This window comes from Bradyrhizobium sp. USDA 4538, from assembly GCF_024171045.1.
GTDB lineage: Bacteria > Pseudomonadota > Alphaproteobacteria > Rhizobiales > Xanthobacteraceae > Bradyrhizobium > Bradyrhizobium australafricanum.
The window spans coordinates 2946046-2972780 of sequence record NZ_JALJZE010000001.1 but is presented as its reverse complement, the minus strand read 5'-3'; the positions used below and the strand labels follow the sequence as shown (position 1 = coordinate 2972780).

General features: G+C 65.6%; 24 protein-coding genes. 14 read left to right on the top strand and 10 right to left on the bottom strand.

The genetic code is table 11. The annotated features are described in order from the left end of the window. Nucleotides 1-117: 117 nt before the first annotated feature. Nucleotides 118-1569, bottom strand: coding sequence for a CDGSH iron-sulfur domain-containing protein (locus J2R78_RS13280; RefSeq protein ID WP_253604807.1), 1452 nt, complete (start codon nucleotides 1567-1569; stop codon nucleotides 118-120). Between the two features lie 105 nt (nucleotides 1570-1674). Between J2R78_RS13280 and J2R78_RS13275 the strand changes: the two genes are divergently transcribed. Beyond that, nucleotides 1675-2022 carry a helix-turn-helix domain-containing protein gene (locus J2R78_RS13275; protein WP_194458128.1) on the top strand — a complete coding sequence of 116 codons (348 nt, stop codon included), beginning with the start codon at nucleotides 1675-1677 and terminating at the stop codon, nucleotides 2020-2022. Nucleotides 2023-2270: 248 nt separating this feature from the next. Then, the gene (locus J2R78_RS13270) at nucleotides 2271-2630 is read left to right on the top strand and encodes a hypothetical protein (RefSeq protein ID WP_038384505.1); all 360 of its coding nucleotides are present in this window, start codon (nucleotides 2271-2273) and stop codon (nucleotides 2628-2630) included. A gap of 85 nt (nucleotides 2631-2715) precedes the next feature. Here the strand turns inward: J2R78_RS13270 and J2R78_RS13265 are convergent, their stop codons facing one another. Next, on the bottom strand, nucleotides 2716-4374 hold the full coding sequence (locus J2R78_RS13265; protein ID WP_253604805.1) for an FAD-binding dehydrogenase: 1659 nt from the start codon (nucleotides 4372-4374) through the stop codon (nucleotides 2716-2718). 278 nt (nucleotides 4375-4652) lie between these two features. Between J2R78_RS13265 and J2R78_RS13260 the strand changes: the two genes are divergently transcribed. The 5 genes from J2R78_RS13260 to J2R78_RS13240 all read left to right on the top strand — a co-directional run bounded on the left by J2R78_RS13260 (nucleotide 4653) and on the right by J2R78_RS13240 (nucleotide 9082). After that, nucleotides 4653-5120 (top strand): hypothetical protein, encoded by a 468-nt coding sequence (locus tag J2R78_RS13260; protein ID WP_057016040.1) that lies wholly within the window; start codon nucleotides 4653-4655, stop codon nucleotides 5118-5120. Between the two features lie 209 nt (nucleotides 5121-5329). Continuing rightward, entirely contained in the window at nucleotides 5330-5464 is a 135-nt protein-coding gene (locus J2R78_RS13255; RefSeq protein ID WP_276486903.1) for a hypothetical protein, read from the top strand. Nucleotides 5465-5482: 18 nt separating this feature from the next. Then, entirely contained in the window at nucleotides 5483-6073 is a 591-nt protein-coding gene (locus tag J2R78_RS13250; RefSeq protein WP_028339030.1) for an SCO family protein, read from the top strand. A 154-nt stretch (nucleotides 6074-6227) separates the two neighbouring features. Continuing rightward, nucleotides 6228-7217, top strand: a complete 990-nt coding sequence (locus tag J2R78_RS13245; protein WP_375167029.1) for a transporter substrate-binding domain-containing protein — start codon at nucleotides 6228-6230, stop codon at nucleotides 7215-7217. 224 nt (nucleotides 7218-7441) lie between these two features. Continuing rightward, the gene (locus tag J2R78_RS13240) at nucleotides 7442-9082 is read left to right on the top strand and encodes a lysine--tRNA ligase (protein ID WP_253604803.1); all 1641 of its coding nucleotides are present in this window, start codon (nucleotides 7442-7444) and stop codon (nucleotides 9080-9082) included. Between the two features lie 12 nt (nucleotides 9083-9094). Here the strand turns inward: J2R78_RS13240 and J2R78_RS13235 are convergent, their stop codons facing one another. After that, complete coding sequence (locus J2R78_RS13235; RefSeq protein ID WP_076832414.1) at nucleotides 9095-10027, bottom strand: 2-dehydropantoate 2-reductase; 933 nt, start codon at nucleotides 10025-10027, stop codon at nucleotides 9095-9097. 259 nt (nucleotides 10028-10286) lie between these two features. Between J2R78_RS13235 and J2R78_RS13230 the strand changes: the two genes are divergently transcribed. Further along, nucleotides 10287-11072 carry a class II aldolase/adducin family protein gene (locus tag J2R78_RS13230; RefSeq protein ID WP_253604801.1) on the top strand — a complete coding sequence of 262 codons (786 nt, stop codon included), beginning with the start codon at nucleotides 10287-10289 and terminating at the stop codon, nucleotides 11070-11072. 181 nt (nucleotides 11073-11253) lie between these two features. Here the strand turns inward: J2R78_RS13230 and J2R78_RS13225 are convergent, their stop codons facing one another. Continuing rightward, nucleotides 11254-11907, bottom strand: a complete 654-nt coding sequence (locus tag J2R78_RS13225; RefSeq protein ID WP_016844853.1) for a helix-turn-helix transcriptional regulator — start codon at nucleotides 11905-11907, stop codon at nucleotides 11254-11256. Between the two features lie 200 nt (nucleotides 11908-12107). Here J2R78_RS13225 and J2R78_RS13220 point away from each other — a divergent pair, with 200 nt between their 5' ends. Further along, nucleotides 12108-12452 (top strand): DUF952 domain-containing protein, encoded by a 345-nt coding sequence (locus tag J2R78_RS13220; protein ID WP_028334591.1) that lies wholly within the window; start codon nucleotides 12108-12110, stop codon nucleotides 12450-12452. Next, a complete protein-coding gene (locus J2R78_RS13215) occupies nucleotides 12449-13546 on the top strand; it encodes a quinone-dependent dihydroorotate dehydrogenase (protein WP_076832406.1) in 1098 nt (365 codons plus the stop codon). Before J2R78_RS13220 ends, J2R78_RS13215 begins: the two co-directional genes overlap by 4 nt. A 219-nt stretch (nucleotides 13547-13765) precedes the next feature. Here the strand turns inward: J2R78_RS13215 and J2R78_RS13210 are convergent, their stop codons facing one another. The 5 genes from J2R78_RS13210 to J2R78_RS13190 all read right to left on the bottom strand — a co-directional run bounded on the left by J2R78_RS13210 (nucleotide 13766) and on the right by J2R78_RS13190 (nucleotide 19168). Further along, nucleotides 13766-15091, bottom strand: a complete 1326-nt coding sequence (locus J2R78_RS13210; protein ID WP_253604800.1) for an MATE family efflux transporter — start codon at nucleotides 15089-15091, stop codon at nucleotides 13766-13768. Nucleotides 15092-15205: 114 nt separating this feature from the next. Further along, a complete protein-coding gene (locus J2R78_RS13205) occupies nucleotides 15206-15940 on the bottom strand; it encodes an MBL fold metallo-hydrolase (RefSeq protein ID WP_225160954.1) in 735 nt (244 codons plus the stop codon). 20 nt (nucleotides 15941-15960) lie between these two features. Then, nucleotides 15961-16266, bottom strand: a complete 306-nt coding sequence (locus J2R78_RS13200; protein WP_028334595.1) for a DUF6460 domain-containing protein — start codon at nucleotides 16264-16266, stop codon at nucleotides 15961-15963. A gap of 194 nt (nucleotides 16267-16460) precedes the next feature. Next, on the bottom strand, nucleotides 16461-18113 hold the full coding sequence (locus J2R78_RS13195) for a cisplatin damage response ATP-dependent DNA ligase (RefSeq protein ID WP_253604798.1): 1653 nt from the start codon (nucleotides 18111-18113) through the stop codon (nucleotides 16461-16463). Continuing rightward, the gene (locus J2R78_RS13190; protein WP_253609816.1) at nucleotides 18110-19168 is read right to left on the bottom strand and encodes a ligase-associated DNA damage response exonuclease; all 1059 of its coding nucleotides are present in this window, start codon (nucleotides 19166-19168) and stop codon (nucleotides 18110-18112) included. The genes J2R78_RS13195 and J2R78_RS13190 overlap by 4 nt, the downstream gene beginning before the upstream one ends. 130 nt (nucleotides 19169-19298) lie before the next feature. Between J2R78_RS13190 and J2R78_RS13185 the strand changes: the two genes are divergently transcribed. From J2R78_RS13185 to pdeM, 4 genes are all read left to right on the top strand, one after another. Then, a complete protein-coding gene (locus tag J2R78_RS13185) occupies nucleotides 19299-20225 on the top strand; it encodes a class I SAM-dependent methyltransferase (RefSeq protein WP_253604796.1) in 927 nt (308 codons plus the stop codon). 281 nt (nucleotides 20226-20506) lie between these two features. Next, nucleotides 20507-21733 carry an ABC transporter substrate-binding protein gene (locus J2R78_RS13180; protein WP_253604794.1) on the top strand — a complete coding sequence of 409 codons (1227 nt, stop codon included), beginning with the start codon at nucleotides 20507-20509 and terminating at the stop codon, nucleotides 21731-21733. A gap of 323 nt (nucleotides 21734-22056) precedes the next feature. Continuing rightward, entirely contained in the window at nucleotides 22057-24813 is a 2757-nt protein-coding gene (locus J2R78_RS13175; protein ID WP_253609815.1) for a ligase-associated DNA damage response DEXH box helicase, read from the top strand. 63 nt (nucleotides 24814-24876) lie between these two features. After that, complete coding sequence (pdeM, locus tag J2R78_RS13170; RefSeq protein ID WP_253604792.1) at nucleotides 24877-25548, top strand: ligase-associated DNA damage response endonuclease PdeM; 672 nt, start codon at nucleotides 24877-24879, stop codon at nucleotides 25546-25548. Between the two features lie 229 nt (nucleotides 25549-25777). Here pdeM and J2R78_RS13165 read toward each other — a convergent pair whose 3' ends face one another. Further along, the gene (locus J2R78_RS13165) at nucleotides 25778-26641 is read right to left on the bottom strand and encodes a LysR family transcriptional regulator (protein WP_253604790.1); all 864 of its coding nucleotides are present in this window, start codon (nucleotides 26639-26641) and stop codon (nucleotides 25778-25780) included. Between the last annotated feature and the right edge of the window lie 94 nt (nucleotides 26642-26735).

Below are 26735 nucleotides of genomic sequence, written 5' to 3'. Positions count from 1 at the left end.
GGTCTCCACTGAATGGCGGGCACTGTCTAACCTGCCAGAGCGAGCGCCGCCACTGCACAATTTGCAGCGCCGTTCACCGAAATCGCTCGAAATTGCTCCGAGATCGGCTCGGCGCAATCAGGTCGGCGGATTCTGCCCATTCGCCCAGCGTGCGAACAGCGCCACTCGCTCGGCCGGCCAGGCGCCGTCGCACGGCATGGTGCCGGCCTCAAGGCGGGCCAGAATCTGCCGGCAATGCCTGGCGACATCCGCCTCCTTCCAGAGATCGAAGGCGAACAGCATCGAACTGCGGTCCATCGGCCGGAACAGCGGTCGGATGTGTTGTTCGAATTGCACGGCCTCGCCGGGGCCGGGGTGTGCCACGCTGATGTCGTTTGCGGCCTGCGTATCGCTCGCGGTTGCGGACGACCGTGCGGCCGGCGTTGCGTTGCAGACCCACCACCAGCGCGGCACCGGCATGTTCGGCGGCGGTGTCGCGCCGGCGCCGGAATTCTCCACCGCGATCCGCGAGCCCCATTCGATATAGGCGACGAAGGCGGCGCGGAATTCCGGATCGTTCGGCAAGCCGGCATCGTCGGCGCTCTGCACCATGTAGGTCGCCCACAATGCGCGCTGCTCCGGCCGGATCTCCTTGCCGATGTGCTGCGACACCATCCGCCGATAGCCGCCATAGCGCTCGGTGTAGAAGCGCGGACCGCCGAACACCTCGCTGAGCCACGCCGCCACCCGCTCCGGATGGTCCGGCGACATCTCGGCGAACAGCGGCCCGAGCAGCGGATCTTCCGGCACGTAACGACTGTAGAAGATGCGCGTCATGTCGAGCAGCGCCGGATAGCCGCCGGCCCATTCGAACAGCGTCGGCTCGCGCATCGGATCGGGAACGGGATCGCGAAATGCGACGCTCCAGTGCATGCCGCTGCAAAACGGCTTGTTCAGCGACGCGCCACAGCGGCACAGGCTGGCATGCTCTTGCGACGCGCCCGCGTTCTGTGTGATCGGCGCGCCATCCTCATCGACCAGTTCGACATCGCCGGTGACGCGATAAGGGCCGTCCTTCGACACTTCGATCTGCGGCGGCCGGCTGACGTCGGACAGGTTGGCGTCACGCTTGGGGCCGATACCGATGCCAAGCGCGCCCGACGGGCATCTGCGCACCGCGTTGAGGAGGTCGTCGAGGCGCGCCCCGCTGGGCGCGATGAAAGGCTCCTCGCCGAGATGAAACACCGAGGTGAGCCGGTCGGTGCAGAAGCCGGAATGCGCGCAGGTGCCACGATTGTCGAACACGAACGCCTGCTGCCCGGCATAAACGTCGAGCTTGTCCGGTGCGCGCCGCGGATCCCTGGTGTCGGTGAAGCCGCGCGCGACGTGGCTGTCGTCGCAGAACGGCCTGGTCTGCGACTGTCCGCAGCGGCACAGCCGCATTGGGGCCTCCGTTGCGATCGGCACGCCGAGATGATCGACGATCGGAATGCCGGGCTCCGCTTCGTAAGGCCCGTTGCGTCTGACGACGATGCGCTTGCGCGGCTGTTGCTTGTCGCTTGGACCCTGGGCGGAATTGTCGTCTGTCATGCCTTGCAATGATCCCTGAACTCGCCCAACCCGTGCAATGCGTGCTTAGATGGATCGATGGCGGCTCTCAACGAACCAGATGGAAAGTGCCGCGGGAGAGTTGCAATGATCCGCAAGACCAAGCGCAAATATGGTTGCCCGGTCGAGTTCTCGATCGATCAGCTCAGCGGCAAATGGAAGACGGTGATCCTGAGCCGGCTCAAGGTCAGGCCGATGCGCTATGGCGAATTGCGCCACGATATCCCGCAGCTCAGCGACAAGGTGTTGACCGAGCGCCTGCGCGATCTCTGCAACTCGGGCTTCGTCAGGCAGGAGCGCGGCGGCGGCTCCTCGCGCTATTGCCTGACCAAGCGCGGCGAGATGCTGAAGCCGATGCTGCAGGCACTCTACGATTGGGGCGAGGCCAACGCAGACACGTTCGGCGTCCGTTTCCTCGGCGCAGAGGCGGATTAGAGCAAGAGTGCAATTTCGGAATATTAGAAGAATGCCTCTGAGTTGCCCGACGTGTCAAGTTGCTTGTTCGAACGCCGGCCACCGCCCGCTACTTGGTACTTTGCATGGGGTTGTTTTCGATATTTTGACCCGCCCCCCCGGCGACGGTCGCATAAGCAATAGTCCAGAGAGCGGATTTCCGGCGGAACCTTAAGCAAGGAAAGCCCGTTGTCGCGGGATGTTGGGGGTAATCAACACAAGGAATACGCATGCGCATCCGCATCTCTACGGCGTCCGTCATCGTTGCGGCGCTCTCGCTCGGAACACCTGCTTGGGCGCAGGTGCAGGGAACGCAACCGAAGGCGATGCCGCAGGCTCAATCTGATCAGCCCACCGCCATCCGGAGCATCCAGGTCGTGGACATCAAGGAACTCAAGCCCGACGCCCGGTCGAAAGTCGAGGCAGTCGTCGCAAAGGCAAGCGAAGACGACCTGCGGAACCTTCGCGGTTCCATCGACGCATCTGAAGAAGCAGTATCCGCGCTGAAGGCGAAGGGCCTGAGCTCGGCACAAGTTGTCGCGGTCAATCTCACCAACGGCATCCTGACGCTTTTCACCAAGACGGCCTGATCGCAACACGGCTCGGGGAACTTCCGCTGAAAAGCCCGCCGGTTCACGCCGGCGGGCCAACGACTGGATCTCGGAGTAGCACGCCTCAGTTCACCGCCTTCGCCGCCTCACGTCCCGCGTTGCGGCCCGAGAACAGGCAACCGCCGAGGAACGTGCCTTCCAGCGAGCGATAGCCGTGCACGCCGCCGCCGCCGAAGCCGGCGGCTTCGCCGGCCGCGTAGAGGCCGCGGATGATCTGGTGATCCCTGTCGAATACGCGCGAATCGAGATCGGTCTCGAACCCGCCGAGCGTCTTGCGGGTGAGGATGTTGAGCTTCACCGCGATCAGCGGGCCGTGCTCGGGATCGAGGATGCGGTGCGGCTTGGCGGTGCGGATCAATTTGTCGCCGATATAGCGCCGCGCATTGTGCAGGTTCATCACCTGCGCATCCTTGACGTAGGGGTTGGTGATCTCGCGATCGCGCGCCTCGATCTGCGCCTTGATGGCGTCGAGCTGCAACAGATCGTTGCCGGCGAGCTTGTTCATGGCATCGACGAGTTCGGCGAGATTGTCGCGCACGATGAAGTCGGCGCCGTGCTGCTTGAACGCCTCCACCGGCGCCGGCGCGCCCTTGTTGGTGGCGCGCTTGATCGTCATGCGCCAGCTCTTGCCGGTGAGGTCGGGGTTCTGCTCGGAGCCGGACAGCGCGAACTCCTTCTTGATGATGCTCTGGGTCAGGATGAACCACGAATAATCGTAGCCGGTGCCCATGATGTAGTGCAGTTGCCCGAGCGTGTCGGAGCCCGGGAACAGCGGTGCCGGCAGCCGCTTGCCCGTCGCGTCGAACCACAGCGACGACGGACCCGGCAGGATCCGGATGCCGTGACGCGGCCAGATCGGGTTCCAGTTCCGGATGCCCTCGACATAGTGCCACATGCGGTCGCGGTTGATCAGCCGGCCGCCCGCCGCCTCGGTGATGCCGATCATGCGGCCGTCGACATGTTCGGGCACGCCGGAGATCATGAATTTGGGCGGCTCGCCGAGCCGCCTCGGCCAGTTCTGCCGCACCAGATCATGATTGCCGCCGATGCCGCCGGACGCGACGATTACCGCAGGCGCACGGAAGGAAAAATCGCCGACGACGTTGCGCGAGGAACTCTTGCCACGCTCGACCGAGCTCGGTTCCAGGATCGCGCCGCTGACGCCGTCGACCGCACCGTTGGTGACGCTGAGCGCATCGACGCGGTGGCGGAACTTGAATATCAGCCGTCCGCTTTTCGCGGCCTCGCGCGCACGGCGCTCGAACGGCTCGACGATGCCGGGGCCGGTGCCCCAGGTGACGTGGAAGCGCGGCACTGAATTGCCATGGCCCATCGCGTCGTAACCGCCGCGCTCGGCCCAGCCGACCACCGGGAAGATGCGATGGCCCATCGCGCGCAGCCAGTCGCGCTTCTCGCCGGCCGCGAATGCGACATAGGCCTCGGCCCATTTGCGCGGCCAGTAATCCTCCTCGCGATCGAAACCCGCGGTGCCCATCCAGTCCTGCAGCGCGAGCTCGACCGAATCCTTGATGCCGAGCCGGCGCTGCTCCGGCGAATCGACCAGGAACAGGCCGCCAAACGACCAGAAGGCCTGGCCGCCGATGCTTTGTTCCCCTTCCTGGTCGAGCACGATGACGCGCTTGCCTGCGTCGGCGATCTCGGTTGCGGCCACGAGACCGGCAAGCCCCGCGCCAATCACGATCACATCTGCATCGTCAGCCATGTTCAGGTCCCCCGTCCCGCCGAGATTCAAGACCGCCTCATTGCGTGCGGTCAACGCCAAATGGACCTTGCCTGTGGCGGCGGAGCACCAAGCACGTGCGCCGCGTTGTTCCAGTTTGGGACCTTTCCCCAGTCCCACTGCAGCGTGCGCGCAACACCCAATTTGAATTTGTTTTGACCGGCTTCGCTCGTCTGGACAAAAATCCGCGCGCGCAACACGCTCACGATTGTCTTGCATCACAGACCAAACAGATTCGGTTTCGACTGGGGCTGGCCAAAATGAAGTTGATGACGGGGTTGCTCGCTGCGGTTCTCCTGCTGGCGGGAATGGGGGTGTCTCAAGCTGTAGTCAGGATCGCCGACGATCGCGGCGGCAAGATCGGCGTCTATGTCGACAGGTATCAGGACCTGCGGACTTCAGGCGAGACGGTCATCATCGACGGGCTGTGTGCCTCGGCCTGCACGATCGTGCTCGGCAAGGTTCCTCACGACCGGATTTGTGTGACCTCGCACGCCAGCCTCGGCTTCCACGCAGCCTGGGACTACGGCGATAATGGCCGCCCGGTCCCCAATCCCGAAGCCACCCACATGCTGTACCTGATGTATCCGCCGGCGGTACGCAGATGGATTTCGGGGCGTGGTGGCCTGACCCGGCGCATGATCTTCCTGCGCGGCAAGCAACTGCAGGCGCTGTACAAGCCGTGCTACCTCAACGCCCAGGCCTCGGCGCCGAAGCCCGCGCACTAAGCTCCGGCTGCTTCTCTGTTTGACCCTCGTCGGCCATTGGCCTCGGCAGACGCCGGGGCATGAACGCGCCGGCACCGGAATCGCTCGCCATCATTTGACGGCCTGCGACCGCCATTGCGCTTGCTGCCTGCCGGAACCCGGCTTATCTCAGCCTCATGGTTCAGCCGATCTCCACCCGATCCGAGCTCGTAACGGCTCCACAGACCCGGGTGGCGTCTGCGATCCTGTGGGGTGCGGCCGGTATCGGCGGATTGGCCCTGCTTGCCGCTGCCGCGCTCTGGTTCCACTACGGGACCGCGGTGTTTTTCGAAATGATCACGGCCGGCATCTCCGCCTGCTTCTGACAAGGACGCCCTCGCATCATGCCCCGGACCACGCGCCCATTGGTGATCTTCGCTGCCTTCGCGGGCAGTCTGGCGGTCGGCTTGTTCCTCATGCTGTGGGCGATCGGCGGCTTGCGCACCGTTGCCGCGCCGGCCGCGATCGGCGGATCGTTCCAGCTCACCGACCAGTCCGGCCAGACCGTTACCGACAAGAACCTCCAGGGCAAGCCGACCCTGATCTTCTTCGGATTCACCCATTGCCCGGATATCTGCCCGACCTCGTTGTTCGAGATCTCGGAGGTCCTGAAGGCGATGGGCAAGGACGCCGATCGCGTGAATGCCTATTTCGTCTCGGTCGATCCGGAACGCGACACCGCCACCGCGATGAAGGATTACCTGTCGAGCTTCGATCCGCACCTCAAGGGCCTGACCGGCGATCCCGCCGCGATCGCCAAGGTGCTGTCGAGCTATCGTGTCTACGCCAAGAAAGTGCCGCTGAAGGATGGCGACTACACGATGGACCACACCGCGCTGATCTATCTGATGGACCGCGACGGTCATTTCGTCGCGCCGTTCAATCTGAAACGGACGCCGGAAGAGGCGGCGGCCGATCTCAAACGGTACCTCTGATCGCGATTTCCGGTTCAGAATTAACCCAATCGGCGCTCGCTTCAGGCGCCGATTCGGCTATAAGCCGTTCAATTTCCTGAAATTGCCGGTTATGCCAAATCCGCCTGTCCAGCCCTTTGCCGTCCGTTCGCGCCAGCTTCGCCTGGCCGCGGGCATGATCGCGGCTGCCTTGCTGGCCTTGGCGTACCCTGCAATTGCACAGACACCCCCCGCACAGGCGCCGGCAGCCAAGACGGCTCCTGCTCCGGCTCCGCCCACCAAGGCGGCCCCCGCACAAGCGACACCTTCGGCGCCGGCTGCACCGCAGGCAGCGCCTGCGGCCCCCGCGGCAACCCAGGCGGCCCCGACCCTGCCGCCCAAGGCCGCCGCCGAGGCCGCGCCGCAGGCGGTGCCGGGTTTCTGGGACCCGCGGCGCCGGCCGGACCGCCCGGACCTGTCGCGCCTCACCGTGATCCGCTTTCTGACCGAGACCGACTATCCGCCGTTCAATTTCACCGGTCCCGACGGCAATCCGGCCGGTTTCAACGTCGACCTGGCGCGCGCGCTCTGCGACGAGATCAAGGTCACCTGCACCATCCAGATGCGCCGCTTCGAGACCCTGATCGATGCCCTGGCGACCAACCGGGGCGACGCCATCATCGCGTCGATGGCCGTGACGCCGCAGCTGCGCGCCAAGGTCGATTTCACCGATCCCTATTATCGCGCGCCGGCCCGCTTCGTGTCGCGCCGTGACAACGCGATGCCGGAAATCCGCCCGGAATATCTCGAGGGCAAGAAGGTCGGCGTCATCGCCGGGACCTCGCACGAGGCCTACCTCAAGGCGATGTTCACCGACGCCGAAATCCACTCCTATCCGGATAACGACACGCTGCGCGCGGCGCTGCGCCGCGGCGAGGTCGACTTCATCTTCGGCGATGCGATCTCGCTCGCGTTCTGGATCAACGGCACCGATTCCGCCGAATGCTGCGCCTTTGCCGGCGGCCCCTTTGTCGAGAGCCGCTATTTCGGCGAGGGCGTCGGCATCGCCGTCCGCAAGGGCAACGATCTGCTCCGGCAGTCGCTGAACTGGGCGCTGTTCCGGATCTGGGAAAAAGGCCGCTTCACCGATCTGTGGCTGCGCTATTTCTCGGTCAGCCCGTTCTGATGCTGTGCTCTTCACCTCGCCCCGCTTGCGGGGAGAGGTCGGAATTCAAGCGCAGCTTGAATTCCGGGTGAGGGGGACCCACCGCGAATTCCTCTCTTGCCGGTTACGCGGATGGAGCCCCTCACCCCAACCCTCTCCCCGCAAGAGCGGGGCGAGGGAGCGTCGTTTTGCATTTTGCCGCGAAAGCGTTAGTTTTCGCGGCCTTTTTGGAGAGAACCTGAGGAATGTCCGTGATTGATCCTTCTGCCAGCCCGAGCGACCTGCGGGCGCTCGCCGAACAATCCAACGCCTGGCCGTTCGAGCAGGCGAAAGCGATTGTGGCGCGGTTGAAGAAAAATCCCAAGGACGAGGTGCTGTTCGAGACCGGCTACGGCCCGTCGGGCCTGCCGCATATCGGCACGTTCGGCGAGGTCGCGCGCACCACGATGGTGCGCCACGCTTTCCGCGTGCTCACCGAGGACAAGATCAAGACGCGCCTGCTCGCCTTCTCCGACGACATGGACGGCCTGCGCAAGGTGCCGGACAACGTGCCGAACAAGGAGCTGCTGGAGCAGCATCTCGGCAAGCCGCTGACCAAGGTGCCCGATCCGTTCGGTACCCATCCGAGCTTCGGCCAGCACAACAATGCGCGGCTGCGCGCCTTTCTCGACCAGTTCGGCTTCGACTACGAGTTCGCGAGCTCGACCGAGTACTACACCTCCGGCCGCTTCGATGCCGCGCTGCTGCGCATGCTGGAGCGGATCGAGAAGGTGATGGCGATCATGCTGCCGTCGCTGCGCGAGGAGCGGGCGGCAAGCTACTCGCCGTTCCTGCCGATCTGTCCGCGCACCGGCCTTGTGCTCTACGTGCCGGTGACGGCGCATGACGCCAAGGCCGGCACGATCTCGTATGAAGACCCCGATACCAAGGAGACCGTCACGGTTCCTGTCACCGGCGGCCGCTGCAAGCTGCAATGGAAGCCGGACTGGGCGATGCGCTGGTACGCGCTCGGCGTCGACTATGAAATGGCCGGCAAGGACCTGATCGACTCGGTGAAGCTGTCGGGCAAGATCTGCTCGGCGCTCGGCGGCACGCCGCCGGAAGGTTTCAACTACGAACTGTTCCTCGACGAGAAGGGCCAGAAGATCTCGAAGTCGAAGGGCAACGGCCTGACCATCGACGAGTGGCTGCGCTACGCCTCGCCGGAATCGCTGTCGCTGTTCATGTATCGCGAGCCCAAGGCGGCGAAGCGGCTCTATTTCGACGTCATCCCGCGCAATGTCGACGACTACCAGCAATTCCTCGACGGCTTCACGCGGCAGGAAGCGCGGCAGCAGCTGCAGAATCCGGTCTGGCACATCCATTCCGGCAAGCTGCCGCAGGCCGACATGCCGGTCACCTTCCAGCTGCTGCTGACGCTGGTGTCGTCGTCGAACGCGGAGAATGCCGAGACGCTGTGGGGCTTCATCGGCCGCTACCGGCCGGGCGTGACGCCGCAGACTCATCCGAAGTTAGATGCGATGGTCGGTTATGCCATCAACTACTATCGCGACTTCGTGGCGCCGACCAAGCAGTTCCGCGAGCCGACCGACGGAGAGCGCGCCGCGCTGCAGGATCTGCGCGATGCGCTCGCCAACATGCCGGCGGACGCGACCGCGGAAGACATCCAGAACGTGGTCTATGAGATCGGCCGCCGCGAGCCGTTCCTCGACATGGTCAAGAAGGGCAAGGACGGCCGTCCCGGCGTCTCGCTCGACTGGTTCAACATGCTCTACCAGGTGCTGCTCGGCCAGGAGAAGGGCCCGCGCTTCGGCTCCTTCGTCGCGGTCTACGGCGTGCAGAACGCGGTCAACATGATCGACGGCGCGCTGGCGCGGTCGTCGTAGGGATCGCGGCGCTCATCGCCGCTCGGCCTGCGCCGCGTCGCGCAGGCCGTCGCTGGTGGCGCGCAGCAGCGTCAGCAGCAGGCCGTTGAGCGGCGTCGGCACGCCGTGCCGTTCGCCGGCCGCGACGATCGCGCCGGTGAGAGCATCGGCTTCGAACGGGCGTCCCGCGACACGATCGAAATACATCGAGGTGCCGGCGTCTGGCGGATAGGTCAACAACGTCGCCAGCATCAGCTCGGCCTCGTCGGGCGCGAGCTGGGCGCCGTCGGCGCGGCCGACATTCGCGGCCTCCTCGAGGATGGCGCGGCACAGCGCCTTGACGTCCGCGCGGCGGAACACCGCCTGCCGCTGCAAGGTGAGCGCGGTGATCGGATTGGCGACCGCATTGAGCAGAAGCTTGCGCCACGCCAGCGTGGTGAAATCGGCGGAGCGCCGCACGCGCATCGCCGTGCCATCCAGCAGCGCTTCGAACGCGCGTCCGTCTGTGTCATCGGCAACCGCGAATTCATGCTCGCCGGCGCGGCGGAAACGGACGCGATCCGGCGCCAGCCGCTCGCCGTTGTAATAGACGATGGTCGGAACGACCGTGGCGGCGCCGACCAATGACGCCAGCCGCTCCGCGTGGCCGATGCCATTCTGCAGCACCGCGACGCGCGTCCGCGGCCCGCACAGCCTTTGCAGCCAGGGCGCGCTCGATTCCGTGTCCTGCGCCTTGGTCGACAACAACACCCAGTCGACCGGCGTAGCCGCTGCCGGATCGGTGAGGGCGCGCAGCGGCACTTCCACCGTGCCTTCCGCCCGCTCGACCGTGAGCCGATCGAGCGGCCGCCGGACACAGGCGATCACGTCATGCTTGTCGACCGCGCGCAGCAGGCCGGCGATGATGCCGCCGATGCTGCCGAGACCGACGATGGCGATGGTCTTGCGGTCGGATGGTCCTGTCATTGCGTAACTCTGGGCTTTGCGGAGTGGGTTGCGTTGGGTTGGAAAGTCAGGCCGCTCATGTGGCTTTCCGCCGCAGCCAACGAAGCCGCCGATCCGCCGTCTTCGCAGCGCATCATCACATAATGACGCCAAGCCCGCAAAATTCGGATAGCAGGCCATCGGCAATTTCACCGGAGCCTGGCGCCGGATTGCGCTACACTCGCATCCATAAAATCAGCACGGCCTCCGCCGAGAGGCCGGCACAGACGGGAGCATGCGCATGCAGTTCAGGGTTTCGCCGACATCGCTGCAGGACAATTCGAGCGCCGAGGAATGGCAGGCGCGGGTCGATCTCGCGGCGGCGCATCGGCTCGCCTACATCCACGGCTTTTCGGAAGGTATTTTCAACCATCTCACCTTGGTGGTGCCCGGCCGCACCGACCGCTACTACCAGATCCCGTTCGGCATGCACTGGTCGGAAGTGACAGCATCCTCCTTCATGGAGGTCGGCATCGACGATGCCGAGGTGAAGCGCGGCGAGGGTGAGGTCGAGCGCTCCTGCTATTGCATCCATGCGCCGATCCACAAGGCGCTGCCGCAGGCCAAGGCGGTGTTCCACACCCACATGCCCTATGCGAGCGCGCTGACGCGGCTCGAGGATCCGCGGATCAAGGAGATCGGCCAGACCGAGGTCGGGCTGTCGGAGGCGATTGCCTATGACGATCTCTACACCGGCCCCGCGCTCGATCCCGAGGAAGGCGCGCGGCTCGCCAAGGTGATCGGCAACAAGACCATCCTGTTCATGGCCAATCATGGCATCTCGACCGTCGGCGAGACGGTCGCCGATGCCTATGACCGGCTCTATTACATCGAACGCGCCGCGCAGGTGCAGATCTACGCGATGTGGACGCAGCAGCCGCTCAAGCAATTGCCGCAGCATGTGGTGGAGAAGACCAAGCGCGATTTCCGCGACGACCATCTCTACAACGGCCCGTCCCCGGCGCAGCGGCATTTCGATGCGCTGAAGCGGATGCTGGATCGCAAGGAACCGGACTACGCGACGTAAGGGGCTTGGATGGCGCTCTAACCTCCGCCGTCGTCCCGGCGAAAGCCCGGGACCCATTACCACAGGGTCGCGTTGTGGAAGCGCGCTGCGGCCCCAGCGTGGTGTAGCAATGATCTTCGGTGGCTATGGGTCCCGGCTTTCGCCGGGACGACATCGGTTATGTGGCTACTGGTTTAGCCGGCTACTGGCTCGCCCACACCACGCGTGCGATCCACGCGACTTCCTCGGCATCGAGCATGCGGTCGGGGTGCTCCGGATTGAGCGACGCCAGTTCCAGCATCTTGGCGGTGCGGCGTCTCAATTCTTTCACCATCACCTCGCCGCCGGTCGTGCGCACCACCACGCGGTCGCCGCGGCGGATCGCGGTCGCGGGTGACACCACGATGATGTCACCTTCGCGATAGGCCGGTTTCATCGAGTCGCCCTCGATCTCCAGCGCATAGGCGTGTTCGTCTGATGTCGCCGGTAGCGCCACTTCATCCCAGCCCTTGCCGGCGGGAAAGCCGCTGTCGTCGAAATAGCCGCCGGCGCCGGCCTGCGCGAAGCCGATCAGCGGCACCGACTGTCCGCCGCGCGCGCCATCGCCGAGCAACTGCACGAAGGTCTCCATGCTGGCATTGCTCGCGGCCAGCGCCTTGGAGAGCGATTCGGTCGAGGGCCAGCGCTCGCGCCCGTCGCCGGTCACGCGCTTGGATTTGTTGAAGGTGGTGGGGTCGAGTCCGGACTGCTTGGCAAGGCCCGACGGCGACAGCCCGGCGCGTTCGGCGAGCCGGTCGAGCGCGGCCCAGACCTGCGCGTGGGTCAGCGGTCGGGTGGCTTTGGGCTGTTTGGCCATCGAGGGTATCCCGGATGGTAGGAATTATTGCCTGAAACTTGGCGTTTTCGCAAATCTGTCGGCCGATGTGTCCCGGCACCGCTTGAGTTGCGCCGCCGCCGCCGATACGGTCCCTCGCTCGCCAGATGGCGTCTGGGGCATTTCCCCTCAAATCCGGATAAAACCCCAAGGGACTCAAGGACAAAAGGGAAGGCCGGCCCGTGCCGATGATCTACAAAATCACCCCCGCTTCGGCCTGGCGCGAGGCCGAACGGCAGGGCGTGTACCGGGGCAGTGCCGACGACAAACGCGACGGCTTCATCCATTTTTCCACCGCCTCCCAGGTGGCCGAGACCGCGCGCAAGCACTACCACGGGCAAACCGGCCTGTTCCTGGTCGCCGTCGATGCCGATGCGCTGGGCGATGCCCTGCGCTGGGAGCGGTCGCGCAATGACGAGCTGTTCCCGCATCTCTATGGCGAGCTCGACCTAGGCGCCGTCACCGAGATCCTCGACCTGCGCGCGCGCTCCGACGGTGGCCACGACGTTCCGGAGCTCAAGCCGTGATCCGTGCCTTCGACGCCTTCTCGCTGCCGCTGCTGCGTTGGTTCGATCCCGAGGATGCCCATCGCATGGCGATCCAGGGCCTGAAGCTGCTGCCGCCGATCCGGCAGCGGCCGGATGACCCCAAGCTCGCGGTGCGCGCCTTCGGACTCAACTTTCCAAACCCGATCGGCATGGCGGCGGGTTTCGACAAGAGTGCGGAGGCGCCCGACGCGCTGCTGCGGCTCGGCTTCGGCTTTGTCGAGATCGGCTCGGTGACGCCGAAGCCGCAAGGCGGCAACCCGCGGCCGCGGCTGTTTCGCCTGGAGCGCGACGAGGCCGTCATCAACCGCATGGGCTTCAACAATGACGGTGCGGAGGCCGTGCTGCGGCGGCTCGCCGCGCGCGCCAGCGCCGGCGGCATTGTCGGGGTCAATGTCGGGGCCAACAAGGATTCGCCCGACCGCGCAGCCGATTATGTGAAGCTGATCGAGACGTTTGCGCCGGTCGCGAGCTATTTCACCGTCAATGTCTCCTCGCCGAACACGCCCGGCCTGCGCAATCTGCAGCAATCGGCGGCGCTCGACGATCTGCTGGCGCGGGTCATCGATACCCGCGAGCGCGTGCGCAAGAACGCCGGCGATTCGCCGGTCCTGCTCAAGATCGCGCCCGACCTCAGCCTCGCCGAGCTCGACGACGTCGTGCACATCGCCCGCTCGCGCCGCGTCGACGGCATGATCGTCGCCAACACCACGCTGGCGCGGCCCTCGACCTTGCGCGAGGAGAATCGCGCCAAGGAGCAGGGCGGCCTGTCGGGCCGTCCGCTGTTCCGGCTGTCGACGCGGATGGTGGCCGAGACCTATGTCCGTGTCGAAGGCGCGTTTCCGCTGATCGGCGTCGGCGGCATCGATAGCGGCGGCGCCGCACTGACCAAGATCCGTGCCGGGGCCAGCCTGATCCAGCTCTATTCCTCGCTGGTCTACAAGGGCCTTGGCCTCGTCGACGACATCAAGCGCGATCTGTCCTCGACCCTGCTGCGCACCGGCCGCGACTCGCTGTCGGAAATCGTCGGCGCCGATGCGGCGACGATTACAGCCGAGGAGTGGCCGGTGAGGTAGGTGCGGGTAGCCCGGATGAAGCGAAATCCGGCTGCGCCCTAACCTCCCCTTGAAAAGGGGAGGTCGCTTTGCTCGCCAGAGCAAAGCGGGTGGGGATCAGCTCTCTCCATGAGCTGCGTCGCCTGTGGCTGACCCCCATCCCGACCTTCCCCCTTTCAGGGGGAAGGGGAAGAGAACTTCGTAGCCCGGATTGCGCTTCGCTCCATCCGGGCTACGGACTTACGCCGTCTTGAACGTCTTCCGCAGCAGCGCCGGATAGCGCAGGCCCTGCAGGCCGCCGCGCGCGACGTAGAAGCCGAGCAGCGCGATCCACAGGCCGGTGTTGCCGAACGAGCTGAGCGCCCACCAGGTGGCGAGGAAGATCGCGAGCGAGGCCAGCATCAGATTACGCATCTCGCGCGCCCAGGTCGCGCCGACATAGATGCCGTCGAAGCCGAACGCGAACACGCCAGGCAGGGGTGCCAGGATCACGAACGGCAGGAACGCGCGCGCATAGCGGCGCACGTCGTCGCTGGTCGTCATCAAATTGATCAGCGCCGGTCCGAACAGCGCGAACAGCACCGATACGACCAGCGCAAAGCCGATGCCCCACAGCAGCACCAGCCGGGTCGAATCGGAAAAGCCGCGTACATCGCGTGCGCCGAAGGCGCGGCCGCACAGCTGCTGGGCGGCATTGGCGAGGCCGTCGAGGAAGAAGGCGCTGACCAGCAGGAAATTGTTCAGCACCGAATTCGCCGCCAGCGTCACGTCGCCTTCGCGCGCGCCCTTGGCGGTGAAGAACAGGAACACGACGATCAGCGCCGCGGTGCGGACCATGATGTCGCGATTGACCGTCAGCATGCGCATCAGCTTGGCGCGGTCGAACAGCGTCGCCGCGGGAACGGCGAAGCCGCCTTGCGAGATCTGCCACGCCACCACGATGCCGGCGGCGAAACCGGCGGTCTCGGCGAGCACGGCGGCGATCGCGGCACCGGCAATGCCGGCGCCGTAGACCTGCACCAGCAGCACGGTCGCGGCCATGTTGATCAAATTGATCACGATCTGCAGCGCCAGCGCCAGATTGGCGCGGGCCTGGCCGACCAGCCAGCCGAGGATGACGTAATTGGCGAGCGCCAGCGGCGCCGACCAGATCCGGATCATGAAATAGGCTTTGGCCGCGCGCGTGACGCCTTCGCTGCCGCCCATCAGCTGGAACGTGACCGCGGCGAGCGGCACCTGCAGCGCGATCAGCGCCGCGCCGATCAGGCCGGCGACGATGAAGCCGCGCACCAGGATGGCGGCATATTCCTTGATCTCGCCGGCGCCCTGCGCCTGTGCGGTGAAGGCCAGCGTGCTCATGCGCAGGAAGGCGAACAGCCAGAACAGGCAGTCGAAGATCACCGAGGCCATCGCCACGCCGCCGAGCAGCGCGGCGGCGTCGAGGCGGCCGATCGCGGTGGTCGAGACGATGCCGATCAGCGGCGTGGTCAGGTTGGCGACCATCGCGGGGCCGGCGATGGCGAACACCTGACGCGTCGTGATCTTCGGGTGGATGGGTGCGTGCATGGCTACAATTGCAAGGAATATCCGTTTCTATCGTGACATCCGTCGCGCGACCATGCCGGAATTGTTCTCAGAGCAATGCGATGGCGGAAGATCGGCGGGCAAGGCATTGCTTGGTCAGAGCGCCACGACCATGCCGTCGCTCGCCGCCGTGTAGGGCAAATCGTCGATGCGGCCGAGCATGTCGTCGCTCATATGGGTCAGCACCACGCGCCTGGCGTTGATGGCGGGCAAATGCGCTTCCAGCGTCTTCAGGCTGAGATGGTTCTTGACCATCTTGTCGTAGGTATAGGCTTCGGCGATGAAGAGGTCGGCGTCCTGCGCCGCCGGGATCAGCGCGTCGGTCCATTCGGTGTCGGCGCTGTAGCTGATGATGCGGCCTTCCGCCTCGACGCGGTACGCGAGGAACGGCCCGCCGGACTCGCCATGCACGACAGGGTAGGGCGTCACGGTCACCTCGCCGAAGCTGCGCGTTTCGCGCGGCGCCAGCGTAACGACGGATAGATCGAAGCGTTGTTTGGTTTTGGAGGAATGCTCGAACATCACCTCCATCACCGCAGGCAGTTTCGTTTCGATGCCTTCGGGCCCTGCGATCACCAGCGGCCGGGTGCGGCGGGAGAACTGCGCGTCGAGCAGGAAGAACGGCAGGCCGGCAAAATGGTCGCCATGGAAATGCGTGATCAGGATCAGGTCGATCGCGTCGCGGTCGATCTCGAGCCGCTTCATCGCCGGCAGCGATGAGGCACCGCAATCGATCAGGAAATTGCTGCGCGCACCGCTGACGTGGAAACAGGTGTTGAAGCGGCCGCCGGAGCCGAATGCATCGCCGCAGCCGACAAATCGCAATTGCATCGGCTGCGAACTCCCTGAGATCAGCGGCCGCGCGGCGCGCCGAACAGCCGCGACAACAGCCAGATCGGAATCACGATGACGGCGCCGAGCAGGAAGTAGCGCCAGGCCCAGTTGATCGCATCGAAGCCGAAATCCCAGATGCTCTGGAACAGCCTGCGGATGCTGTTGAGGATGTTCCATGGATCGAGGCCGATCGCGGCGAGCACGACACCGACCAGAATCGACAGCAAAATCAACCGGAACGCCACAGAGAGCGGCGATCCGCCGAGAAAGCGGTACAGGCCGTCACTCCGGCCGGCCGGCAAGTCCCGGATGTCATTTGGCATTGCTGTCTCCAATAGCGTTTTCGCGCGAAGTGGGCACCGGTTCGCGTGAAGAAAACGCGTCAAAACAAAACCTAGACCTCGATTCTGATCCCATCAGAACCGAGGCCTAACGGAATCGCCCGCATTATAGGTCACGGCGGTGCACATGGGAAACCCGCGCACCGCGATCAATGGCTGTCATGCGCGCTTGGGATTTAACTTCCTGTCATGGAGATTAACATCCGTTCAAGCGTCTCCAGCCGGTCGGCTTCGCGCGGCGGCTTGTCCCAGCGCAGGCGGCTGATCCGGGGGAAGCGCATTGCGACGCCGGACTTGTGACGCGGCGAGCGCTGCAAGCCCTCGAAGGCGACCTCCAGCACCAGCCCCTGATCCGGCTCGTGCACGACATGCCGCACCGGGCCGAACTTCTCGGTGGTGTTGCGGCGGACGAAACGGTCGATCTGCAACAGCTCCTCGTCGGTGAAGCCGAAATAGGCCTTGCCGACCGGCACCAGCTCGTCACCGGCCTCGCCATGGGTCCAGACCCCGAACGTATAGTCGGAGTAATAGGAGGAGCGCTTGCCATGGCCGCGCTGGGCATACATCAGCACGGCGTCGATGATGTGCGGATCGCGCTTCCACTTCCACCACGGACCTTTCGGCCGTCCGGGCAGATAGGGCGCGTCGCGCCGTTTCAGCATCACGCCTTCGACCGCGTCGGCATCGTCGCCGGCGCCGGCGCTCTTGGGATCGGCACGCGCCGCGGCCAGCTCGTCCCAGCTCGCGAACGGGACGGTCGGCGACAGATCGATGCGCGGATCATTCAGCTTGGCGACGAAGGCTTCGAGATGCGCGCGGCGTTCGGTGAAGGGCAGCTCGCGCAAATCGTTCTCGTCGTCGCCGAGCAGGTCGTAGGCGCGCAGGTGGATCGGAAATTCCTTGATCAGCTTCGGCGAAACGACCTTGCGGTTCAGCCGCTGTTGCAACACGTTGAAGGTCTGCACGCGGCCGTCGCGCAGCACCAGCAACTCGCCGTCGATCGCGCCGGGCAGATGCAGCGACGGCACCAGATCCGGAAAGCTGCCGGTGATATCCTCGCCGGTGCGTGAATAGAGCCGCGCCTGGACGTGGCCGCGCGCATCGCGGCCGGACACCGCCTGCACCCGGATGCCGTCCCATTTCCATTCCGCGCTGAAATCGGCGGCGTCGAGATTGGCGAAATCGCCATCCTCGATCGCGTGCGCCAGCATCACCGGGCGGAACGGCGCAGGGGCGCGGTTGACCGGTTTGTCGCCGCGGCCCTCGAGCCAGGCGAACAGGTCGAGATAGGGCGGCGACAGGCCGGGCCACAGCAGCTCGATCTCGTGCGGGTCCTTGGTCCCGAGCGCCGCCGCCGCGGTCTTCGCCAGCCGCGCCGAGATCCCGATCCGCATCGCGCCGGTGACGAGTTTCAAGAGCGCCCAGCGCCCGGTCTCGTCGAGCTCATCCAGCCAGCGCGCCAGCTGCGCCGGCAGCTCGGCCTTGCCGAGCGTGCGCAACGTGGTGACGACGTCGGTGAGGGTGGGAGGAGGCGGGTTGTTATGGCCCGGCAGCTCCGCCCTCGGCCACATCAGCGCGACTGTTTCCGAAAGATCGCCGACGTAATCATAGGAGTAGCCGAACAGCACCGGGTCGGCGCGTTCGGTGATCAGGTCGCGGATCAGGCCGGGCTTGGCGTGCTTGAACGACAGCGCGCCGGTCAGTGCCGCCAGCGCGTAGCCGCGGTCGGGGTCCTCGGTCTCGCGGAAATAGGCGACCAGCAGCTTGATCTTGTTGTTGCGGCCGGGCTCGTAGGCGAGGCGGTCGAGCAGCTCGGCAAAGCGGTTCATGTTTCCGCCTCGCCGGCGGGCTGGGTCTCGCCGGTCAGTGCGGTCGTCTCGCCTTCGTCCTCGTCGCCATAGCCGACCAGATCGAGCGGTCGCGCGGCAAGGCCCCTGGTCTTGCACCAATGCACCAGCGCATCTTCCTGGCCGTGGGTGACCCAGATCTCGCCGGCGCCAGTGGCGGCGATCGTCGCCGTCAGCCCGTCCCAATCGGCATGATCCGAGATCACCAGCGGCAGCTCGACGCCGCCCTGGCGGGCCCGGGCGCGCACGCGCATCCAGCCCGAGGCGAATGCGGTGACTGGATCGGGAAAGCGGCGCGTCCAGACATCGGATGTCGCGCTCGGCGGCGTCAGCGTGATGGTGCCGGCGAGCTCGGCCTTCTTCATGCCGCGCGCGGGCCGGAGCTCGCCGAGCGCAATGCCGCGCTCCTGATAGTAATAGGTGATCTTCTCCATCGCGCCGTGCAGATAGATCGGTGCGTCGTAACCGGCCTCGCGCAGCAGCGCGATCACGCGCTGTGCCTTGCCGAGCGAGTAGGCGCCGACCAGATGCGCGCGCTCCGGAAACAGTTTGACCGACGCCAGCAGCTTGTTTACTTCGCCGGCGGCATCGCCATGGCGGAACACCGGCAATCCAAACGTCGCCTCTGATATGAAGACGTCGCAGGGGACCAGCTCGAACGGCGCGCAGGTCGGGTCGCGCGCATCCTTGTAGTCGCCGGAGGCGACGATGCGGATGTCCTTGCAGGTGACGGAAATCTGGGCGGAGCCCAATACGTGACCGGCGGGATGAAACGTCACCGTGACGTCGCCGAGCCTGATCTCCTCGCCATAGGCGATCGCCTGCGTCGAGCCGGCGAAATTCTCGCCATAGCGCAGCCGCATCATGTCGAGCGTTTCCTGGGTCGCGAGCACGACGCCGTGGCCCGCCCGCGCATGGTCGGAATGGCCATGGGTGATCAGTGCCCGCTCGACCGGCCTGACAGGATCGATGTGGAAGCCGCCGGGCTTGCAGCAAAGCCCGGCCGGGACGGGCATCAGGATGTCTTGCGGGCGCATCGCCCCTATATAGGCGCTCGATCCGCGATGTTTAGCCGGATCCGCGGGCTTGACCCGTGCATCCATCTCCGGAAAAAGTCCGTGCTTTGATGGATGGCCGGACCCGGCCGAGATTGGTTCTTTAAAGCGAATGGCCCCCCGCCTGTTTCTGTCCTCCGGCGATCTCGTCGCCGACCGCCGCTACGAGTTCGCGCGCGACCTGCAATTGAAGGGCGATCTGCCGGCTGCCGCCGAGCTGCTCGAACAGGCGATCGAGCTTGTGCCGAAATTCCCGTCGGCCTGGTACACGCTGGGCAAGATCCGCCTGGAGCTCGGTCAGCGCGAGGCCGCGATCGCAGCGTTCCGCGGCGCGCGCGACGCCGATCCCGAAGACCGGCATGGCGCCGGCCTTCACCTGATGCAGCTCGGCGTCGAGGCCGTCAGTTCGATGCCGCCGGGCTATGTGCAGACGCTGTTCGATCAATATGCGCCGCGCTTCGAGGCCGCGCTGGTCGGCGATCTCGGCTATCGCGGCCCGGCACTGCTGTTCAAGGCGGTGCTGTCGGTGCGTGCGGGCGCAAAGAAACCGGCCTTCTTCAAGCGTGCGATCGATCTCGGCTGCGGCACCGGGCTGGCGGCCGGCGCATTCGCCCGGCATGTCGATCGCTTCATCGGCATCGACCTGTCGCCGCGCATGATCGACAAGGCGCGCGCCACCGGCCTCTATGCCGAGCTCGAGGTCGACGACATGTTGAAGGCCGTTTCGGCCAAACGCGAGGCCAGCGCCGAATTGATCCTGGCCGCCGATGCAATGGTCTATGTCGCCGATCTCGCGCCGGTGCTCGCCGAGGCCAGCCGCGTCCTGGTGGCGGGCGGCGTGCTCGCCTTCACGGCCGAGACCCATGACGGCGAAGGCGTCATCATCGGCGAGGGACTGCGCTACGCCCACAGTGCAGCTTACGTGCGCGACTCCGTCGCTGCCGCGGGGCTGACGCTGGCCCAGCTCGACGATCTCTCGGCGCGCAATGAAGACAATATCCCGGCACCCGGACTCGTCGCCGTCGCGGTCAAGCCGTGACGCACCCTCTCCCCCTGTGGGAGAGGGTCGCTTCGCGCAGCGAAGCTGGGTGAGGGGTCTGCCTCCGCGGATAGAGACCCCTCATCCGGCTCGCATCTTCGATGCGAGCCACCTTCTCCCACAAGGGGAGAAGGGAAAAGTCATTCACGTTACGCACCCAAACTTGAGTCTACACGCTACGCATTTGCCGCGACGCGGCATTGCGCCGCAAAGTCATGACTTCGCGCTTGCCCGGCGCAGGGCGGAATGCGAGAGAGCTTTTCGTCTCAGGGAGAGAAATAATGAAAAAACATACACGGCGCGAGTTCGGCGCCACTGCATTGTCCGTGATCGCCGCGTCCGTGCTGCCCGCACCTTTTTTGCGGGCCGCCGACAAGAAGTACGATCCGGGTGCGAGCGACACCGAGATCAAGCTCGGCCAGACCGTGCCGCATTCCGGCCCCGGCTCGCTCTATGGTGTGCTCGGCCGCGTCGGCGAAGCCTATTTCCAGATGCTGAACGACAAGGGCGGCATCAACGGCCGCAAGGTGAAATTTCTCACCATGGACGACGCCTACAGCGCGCCGAAATGCGTCGAGGCGACGCGCCGTCTGGTCGAGCAGGAGGAGGTGCTGGCGCTGTATGGCTCGCTCGGCACCGCGCCGCAGACCTCCGTGCACAAATACCTCAATTCCAAGGGCGTGCCGCAGTTGTTGCTCAACACCGGTGCCTCGAAGTGGAACGACCCGAAGAATTTCAAATGGACCATGGCGGGCCTGCCGCTCTATCCGACCGAGGCACGCGTTCTCGCCAAGCACGTCGTCAGCGTGAAGCCGAACGCCAAGGTCGGCATCCTCTACCAGAACGATGATTTCGGCCGCGACTTCCTCGGGCCGTTCAAGAAGGTGCTGGCCGATGCCGGCGGCAAGGCACAGGTGATCATGGAGCAGACCTACGATCTCACCGATCCGACGGTCGATTCGCAGCTCATCAATCTCTCGAAGTCGGGCGCCGACGTCTTCTACAACATCACCACCGGCAAGGCGACGTCGCAGTCGATCCGCAAGGTGACCGAGCTCGGCTGGAAGCCGCTGCAATTGCTGTCGGCGGGCTCGACCGGTCGCTCGATCCTGAGCGCCGCGGGCCTCGAGAACGCCAAGGACATCGTCGCGATCCGCTATAACAAGGAAGTCGGCGTGCCGCGCTACGAGAAGGATCCGGACGTGATCGCGTTCGAGGAGCTGCGCAAGAAGTACCTGCCGAACATCGACCCCGATAACACCATCGCCTTCGCCGGCTACGGCCAGGCGGCGACGATGGGCGAAATCCTGCGCCGCTGCGGCGACGACCTGACCCGCGCCAACGTGCTGAAGCACGCCACGACGCTCGCCGGCTTCCACTCGCCCTATTTCCTTGATGGCATCAATTACAGCTACACGCCCGACGACTACACGCCGATGAAGACGCTCTACGTCTCGATCTTCAACGGCAAGGATTGGGACCTCTCCGGCCAGCCAATGACGGAGTAGTTGGGTAAGCTCCGCTCTCTCGTCTCCCTCGCCCCGCTCTTGCGGGGAGAGGGCGGGGTGAGGGGCTTCCCTCCGCGAGGCGGTGCGAGTTGTAAGACCTGTACCCCCTCACCCGGATCGCATCTGGCGATGCGACATAGCCGAAGCTTCGCTTCGGCGTTTCTTTGAACGGCCGCCAAGGGCGGCCTATGCCTCTCCCCGCAGGCGGGGCGAGGTGACATCCAGGCGCTTCGCAGCGCACGGAGCGCGCTGGTGGTCCTGCCACCTGCCGCCATTCCCGCTCCGCCCTCGACGAAACCGCCTGAACCACCTACCTCTTGGGCGTGTCGACGCTCGATCTCTTCTCCGTTCCGCCGTCGGAAACGGCCGATCTCCTGCCGCGCCGGTTTCGCGACTGGTTCGCCTCACGCGGCTGGTCGCCGCGCGAGCATCAGCTCGCGCTGCTGGCGAAAGCGCGCGAGCAGTGCTCCGCGCTGCTGATCGCGCCCACCGGAGCGGGCAAGACGCTGGCGGGGTTCTTGCCGACACTGGTGGAGTTGAGTGGAGAGGGGCAGGGCAAGAACTCTTACCTCTCCCTGAAAGGGGGAGGTCGGCACGCTCGGGGGCGCACTAGCGCAACCGAGCGCGACGGGTGGGGGTCAGCCGCGGGCACGGAGCGAGCGGCTGACCCCCACCCCAACCCTCCCCCTTTCAGGGGGAGGGAGCCCGACGATCTCGCAAGCGACGAAATTGAATCGAAGACGGTTCGCCCAGCCCTTATCTCCACCGGCCGCGGTGTTCGCCGCAGCGGCGGGCTGCACACGCTTTACATCTCGCCGCTGAAAGCGCTCGCGGTCGATATCGCGCGCAATCTGGAGACGCCGGTCGCCGAGATGGGGCTGCCGATCAGGATCGAGACCCGCACCGGCGACACGCCGGTGTCGCGGCGGCAGCGGCAGCGGCGCTATCCGCCGGACATCCTGCTCACCACGCCGGAGCAGCTGGCGCTGCTGCTGGCATCCGACGACGCGCCGTTCCTGTTCTCTTCGCTGAAGCGCATCGTGCTCGACGAGCTGCATGCGCTCGTCACCTCCAAGCGCGGCGATCTATTGTCGCTCGGACTTGCGCGGCTCTGGACCATCGCGCCGCAGATCCGCGCCATCGGCCTCTCGGCGACGGTCGCCGAGCCGGAGCAGCTCGCGCGCTTCCTGGTGCCGCAGCCCGGTGGCCAGAATGCATCCGCCGACGTCGTCACCGCCGGCGGCGCCGCACCGCCGGTGGTCGAGATGCTCGACACCAGGGAGCGGCTGCCGTGGTCCGGCCACAGCGCGCGCCATGCGCTGCCCGAGGTCTACGAACTGATCAAGCGCAACAAGACCACGCTGGTGTTCGTCAACACCCGCAGCCAGGCCGAGATGCTGTTCCAGGATCTCTGGCGCATGAATGACGACGGGCTGGCGATCGCGTTGCATCACGGCTCGCTCGACGTCGCGCAGCGCCGCAAGGTCGAGGACGCGATGGCCGCGGGAAAACTGCGCGGCGTGGTCTGCACCTCCTCGCTCGATCTCGGTGTCGACTGGGGCGATGTCGATCTCGTCATCAATATCGGCGCGCCGAAAGGTTCGTCGCGGCTGATGCAGCGGATCGGCCGCGCCAACCACCGCTTCGACGAGGCCTCGCGCGCCGTGCTGGTGCCGGCCAACCGCTTCGAGGTGCTGGAATGCCGTGTCGCGATCGACGCGATCGCCGAGAATGCGCAGGACACGCCGCCGCTGCGCTCGGGCGCGCTCGACGTGCTGGCCCAGCACGTGCTCGGCTGCGCCTGCGGCAAGCCGTTTCTGTCCGATGAACTCTATGATGAGGTCCGGACCGCAGCGCCCTATGCATCGCTCGCACGCACCGATTTCGACGATGTCGTCGATTTCGTCGCCACCGGCGGCTACGCACTGAAGACCTATGAGCGTTTCGCGCGCATCAAGCAGGACAAGCAGGGCCGCTGGCGCGTCACCAATCCCAAGGTGCGGCAGAGCTATCGTCTCAACGTCGGCACCATTGTCGAGGAGACCATGCTGAAGGTGCGGCTGGTGCGCTCGCGCGCCGGCGGTAGCGGATCGACCGGCGCGATCGCGCGCGGCGGCCGGATGCTCGGCGAGATCGAGGAGGTCTTCATCGAGGGCCTCGTGCCCGGCGACACTTTTGTCTTTGGCGGTGAGGTGGTGCGCTACGAGGCCTTGGTTGAAGACCAGGTCTATGTCTCCCGCACCAATGATAAAGATGCAAAAGTGCCGTCCTATATGGGCGGCAAGTTCCCACTCTCGACCTATCTCGCCGAACGCGTCCGCAAGCTGCTCGACAACAGCCGGGCCTGGAACGCGCTGCCGGACCAGGTGCACGACTGGCTGTCGCTGCAGCGAAAATTCTCGCGTGTGCCGGCGGTGCGCGAGCTATTGGTCGAGACCTTTCCGCGCGGCGGCAGCCATTATCTGGTCTGCTATCCCTTCGAGGGCCGGCTCGCGCATCAGACGCTCGGCATGCTGCTGACCCGCCGGCTGGAGCGCGCCCGCGCCCGTCCGCTCGGCTTCGTCGCCAACGAGTATGCGCTTGCGGTCTGGGGCGTCGGCGATCTCTCCTTCATGATCCGGCACGGCAAGCTCGATCTCAACGCGCTGTTCGATCCCGACATGCTCGGCGATGACCTCGAGGCGTGGCTTGCGGAATCGGCGCTGATGAAGCGCACCTTCCGCAACTGCGCCATCATCTCCGGGCTGATCGCGCGCCGCTTCACCGACGAGGAGAAGTCGCGCCGCCAGGTGCTGTTCTCGACCGACCTGATCTATGACGTTTTGCGAAAACATCAGGCCGATCACGTGCTGCTGCGTGCCGCGCGCGGCGATGCCGCCACGGGGCTGCTCGATCTTCGCCGCCTCAGCGACATGCTTTCGCGCATCCACGGCCGAATCACCCACAAGGATCTCGACCACGTTTCTCCGCTTGCCGTCCCCGCGCTGCTGGAAATCGGCCGCGAGTCAGTTTATGGCGAAGCATCCGACGAGCTTCTGGCCGAGGCGGCCGAGGAACTCGTGCGGGAGGCGACGACGTAACGCTGGTACTCTGGGGAACAGGACGTGACGGCAAGCGCGCTAGCTTTGCGAGACGGTGACGACATGCGCGTTTCGAGGGTCACGGTGGCAGATGTCGGCTTCGTGGCGGATTTCTCCGGCGCGCTGTTCTGGGAACAGCAGAGCCTGCTCGTGGTCTCCGACCTGCATCTGGAAAAAGGCTCGAGCTTCGCCAGCCGCGGCGTGCTGCTGCCGCCCTACGACACGGTCGCGACACTGAGCCGGCTCGCCGCTGTCATCGCGCGGCACGATCCGCGGCAGGTGATCGCGCTCGGCGACAGCTTTCACGATCGCGATGCGCATGAACGCCTGTCCAATCCGGACCGCGAGGCGCTCGCGGCGTTGCAGCTGCGGCGCAACTGGATCTGGATCTCGGGCAATCACGATCCGGCGCTGCCGTCCGATCTCGGCGGCGTGGTCGCGACCGAAGTCGCGATCGGTCCGATCGTGTTCCGCCATGAGCCGACCGGCGCCGCCGGCGAGATCGCCGGACACCTGCACCCCAAGGCGCGGGTGCCGACCCGCGGCCGCTCGATCGAGCGCCGCTGCTTCGCCTGTGACGGCGAGCGCGCGGTGATGCCGGCGTTCGGCGCCTACACCGGCGGCCTGAGCATCCGCGATGGCGCGTTCACACGGATCTTCGGATCGCCCGGCTTCATGGCCCATGTGCTCGGCGACAACCGCGTCCACGCGTTCGTCGCGTCGCGGTGTTATTGAGGATCGCGGGCGCCTGCCACAGACTCAGTGTCGTCCCGGGCAAGCCAACGGGTCGGCGCGAAGCGCCGCCCGATGACAGGCTCCGCGCGACCCGGGACCCATAACCACCGCTCTTCGAGATTGCGCAAAGCTGTGGCCCAGCGCGGCATCACTACTGCATGCGGTGGTTATGGGTCCCTGCTTTCGTGTTTCGCAGGGACGACAGCAGAGATTGTTGCGCGACCTCGACCTAAGCCGCCTTCGCCTGCACGCTTTCGCAATACTCCGCGAGCCTGTCCGCCAGCCGGAGTGTCGCCGGGCTGGCTTCGGGGGCGGCGACGAGGGCGACCTCGGTGCGGTCGATCGGCGCAAAGCCGTCCTTTGCGGTCAGCACGCGATGCTCCGCCTGGATCGACATTTCCGACAGGATGCTGAGCCCGAGGCCCGCGGCGACCGCGGCCTGGATGCCGGCGAGGCTGGAGGAGGTGTAGGCCATATGCCAGTTGCGGCCGGCGCTCTCCAGCGCATGGATGGCGCGGGCGCGGTAGAGACAGCCCGAGGCGAAACCGATCAGCGGAACCGAGCCGGCCGTCGTATCGCGCGGGTGGCCCTTGCTGGTGACCCAGTGCACGCGTTCAGGCCAGACCGCGATGCCGCCCTTCTCATTGGCGGCGCGCTTGATCAGCGCCAGATCGAGATCGCCGCGTTCGAGATCGCGGTACAGGAACAAGCTCTGCCCGGAGCGCACGTCGAGCCGCAGATTCGGATGGCTGCGCGCGAAGGTGGCGAGCAGCTTTGTCAGCCTGTAGGCGGCAAAATCCTCGGTGATGCCAATCCGGATCGCGCCTTCGCTGCCGGGCCGCGAGAGCACGTCGCGGGCCTCTTCGGCGAGCGACAATAGCCGCCGCGCATAGGTCAACAGCCGCTCGCCGGCTTCCGTCGGGGTGACGTCCTTGCCGCTGCGGATCAGCAGCGGCTGGCCGACATCCTCCTCCAGGCGCTTGATCTGCTGGCTCACCGTCGACTGCGTGCGGTGGACGCGCTCTCCGGCGCGGGTGAAGCCGCCGGCATCGACCACCGAGACGAAACTGCGCAACAGCTCCAGGTCGAGCATCGCAGTCTCCATTTATAAATCCACTGCATGCCAGTCTATCATTTAATTTCCAAATATCAAGGCGCGGGCCTAGATCATGGCCGAAGGAGAATTC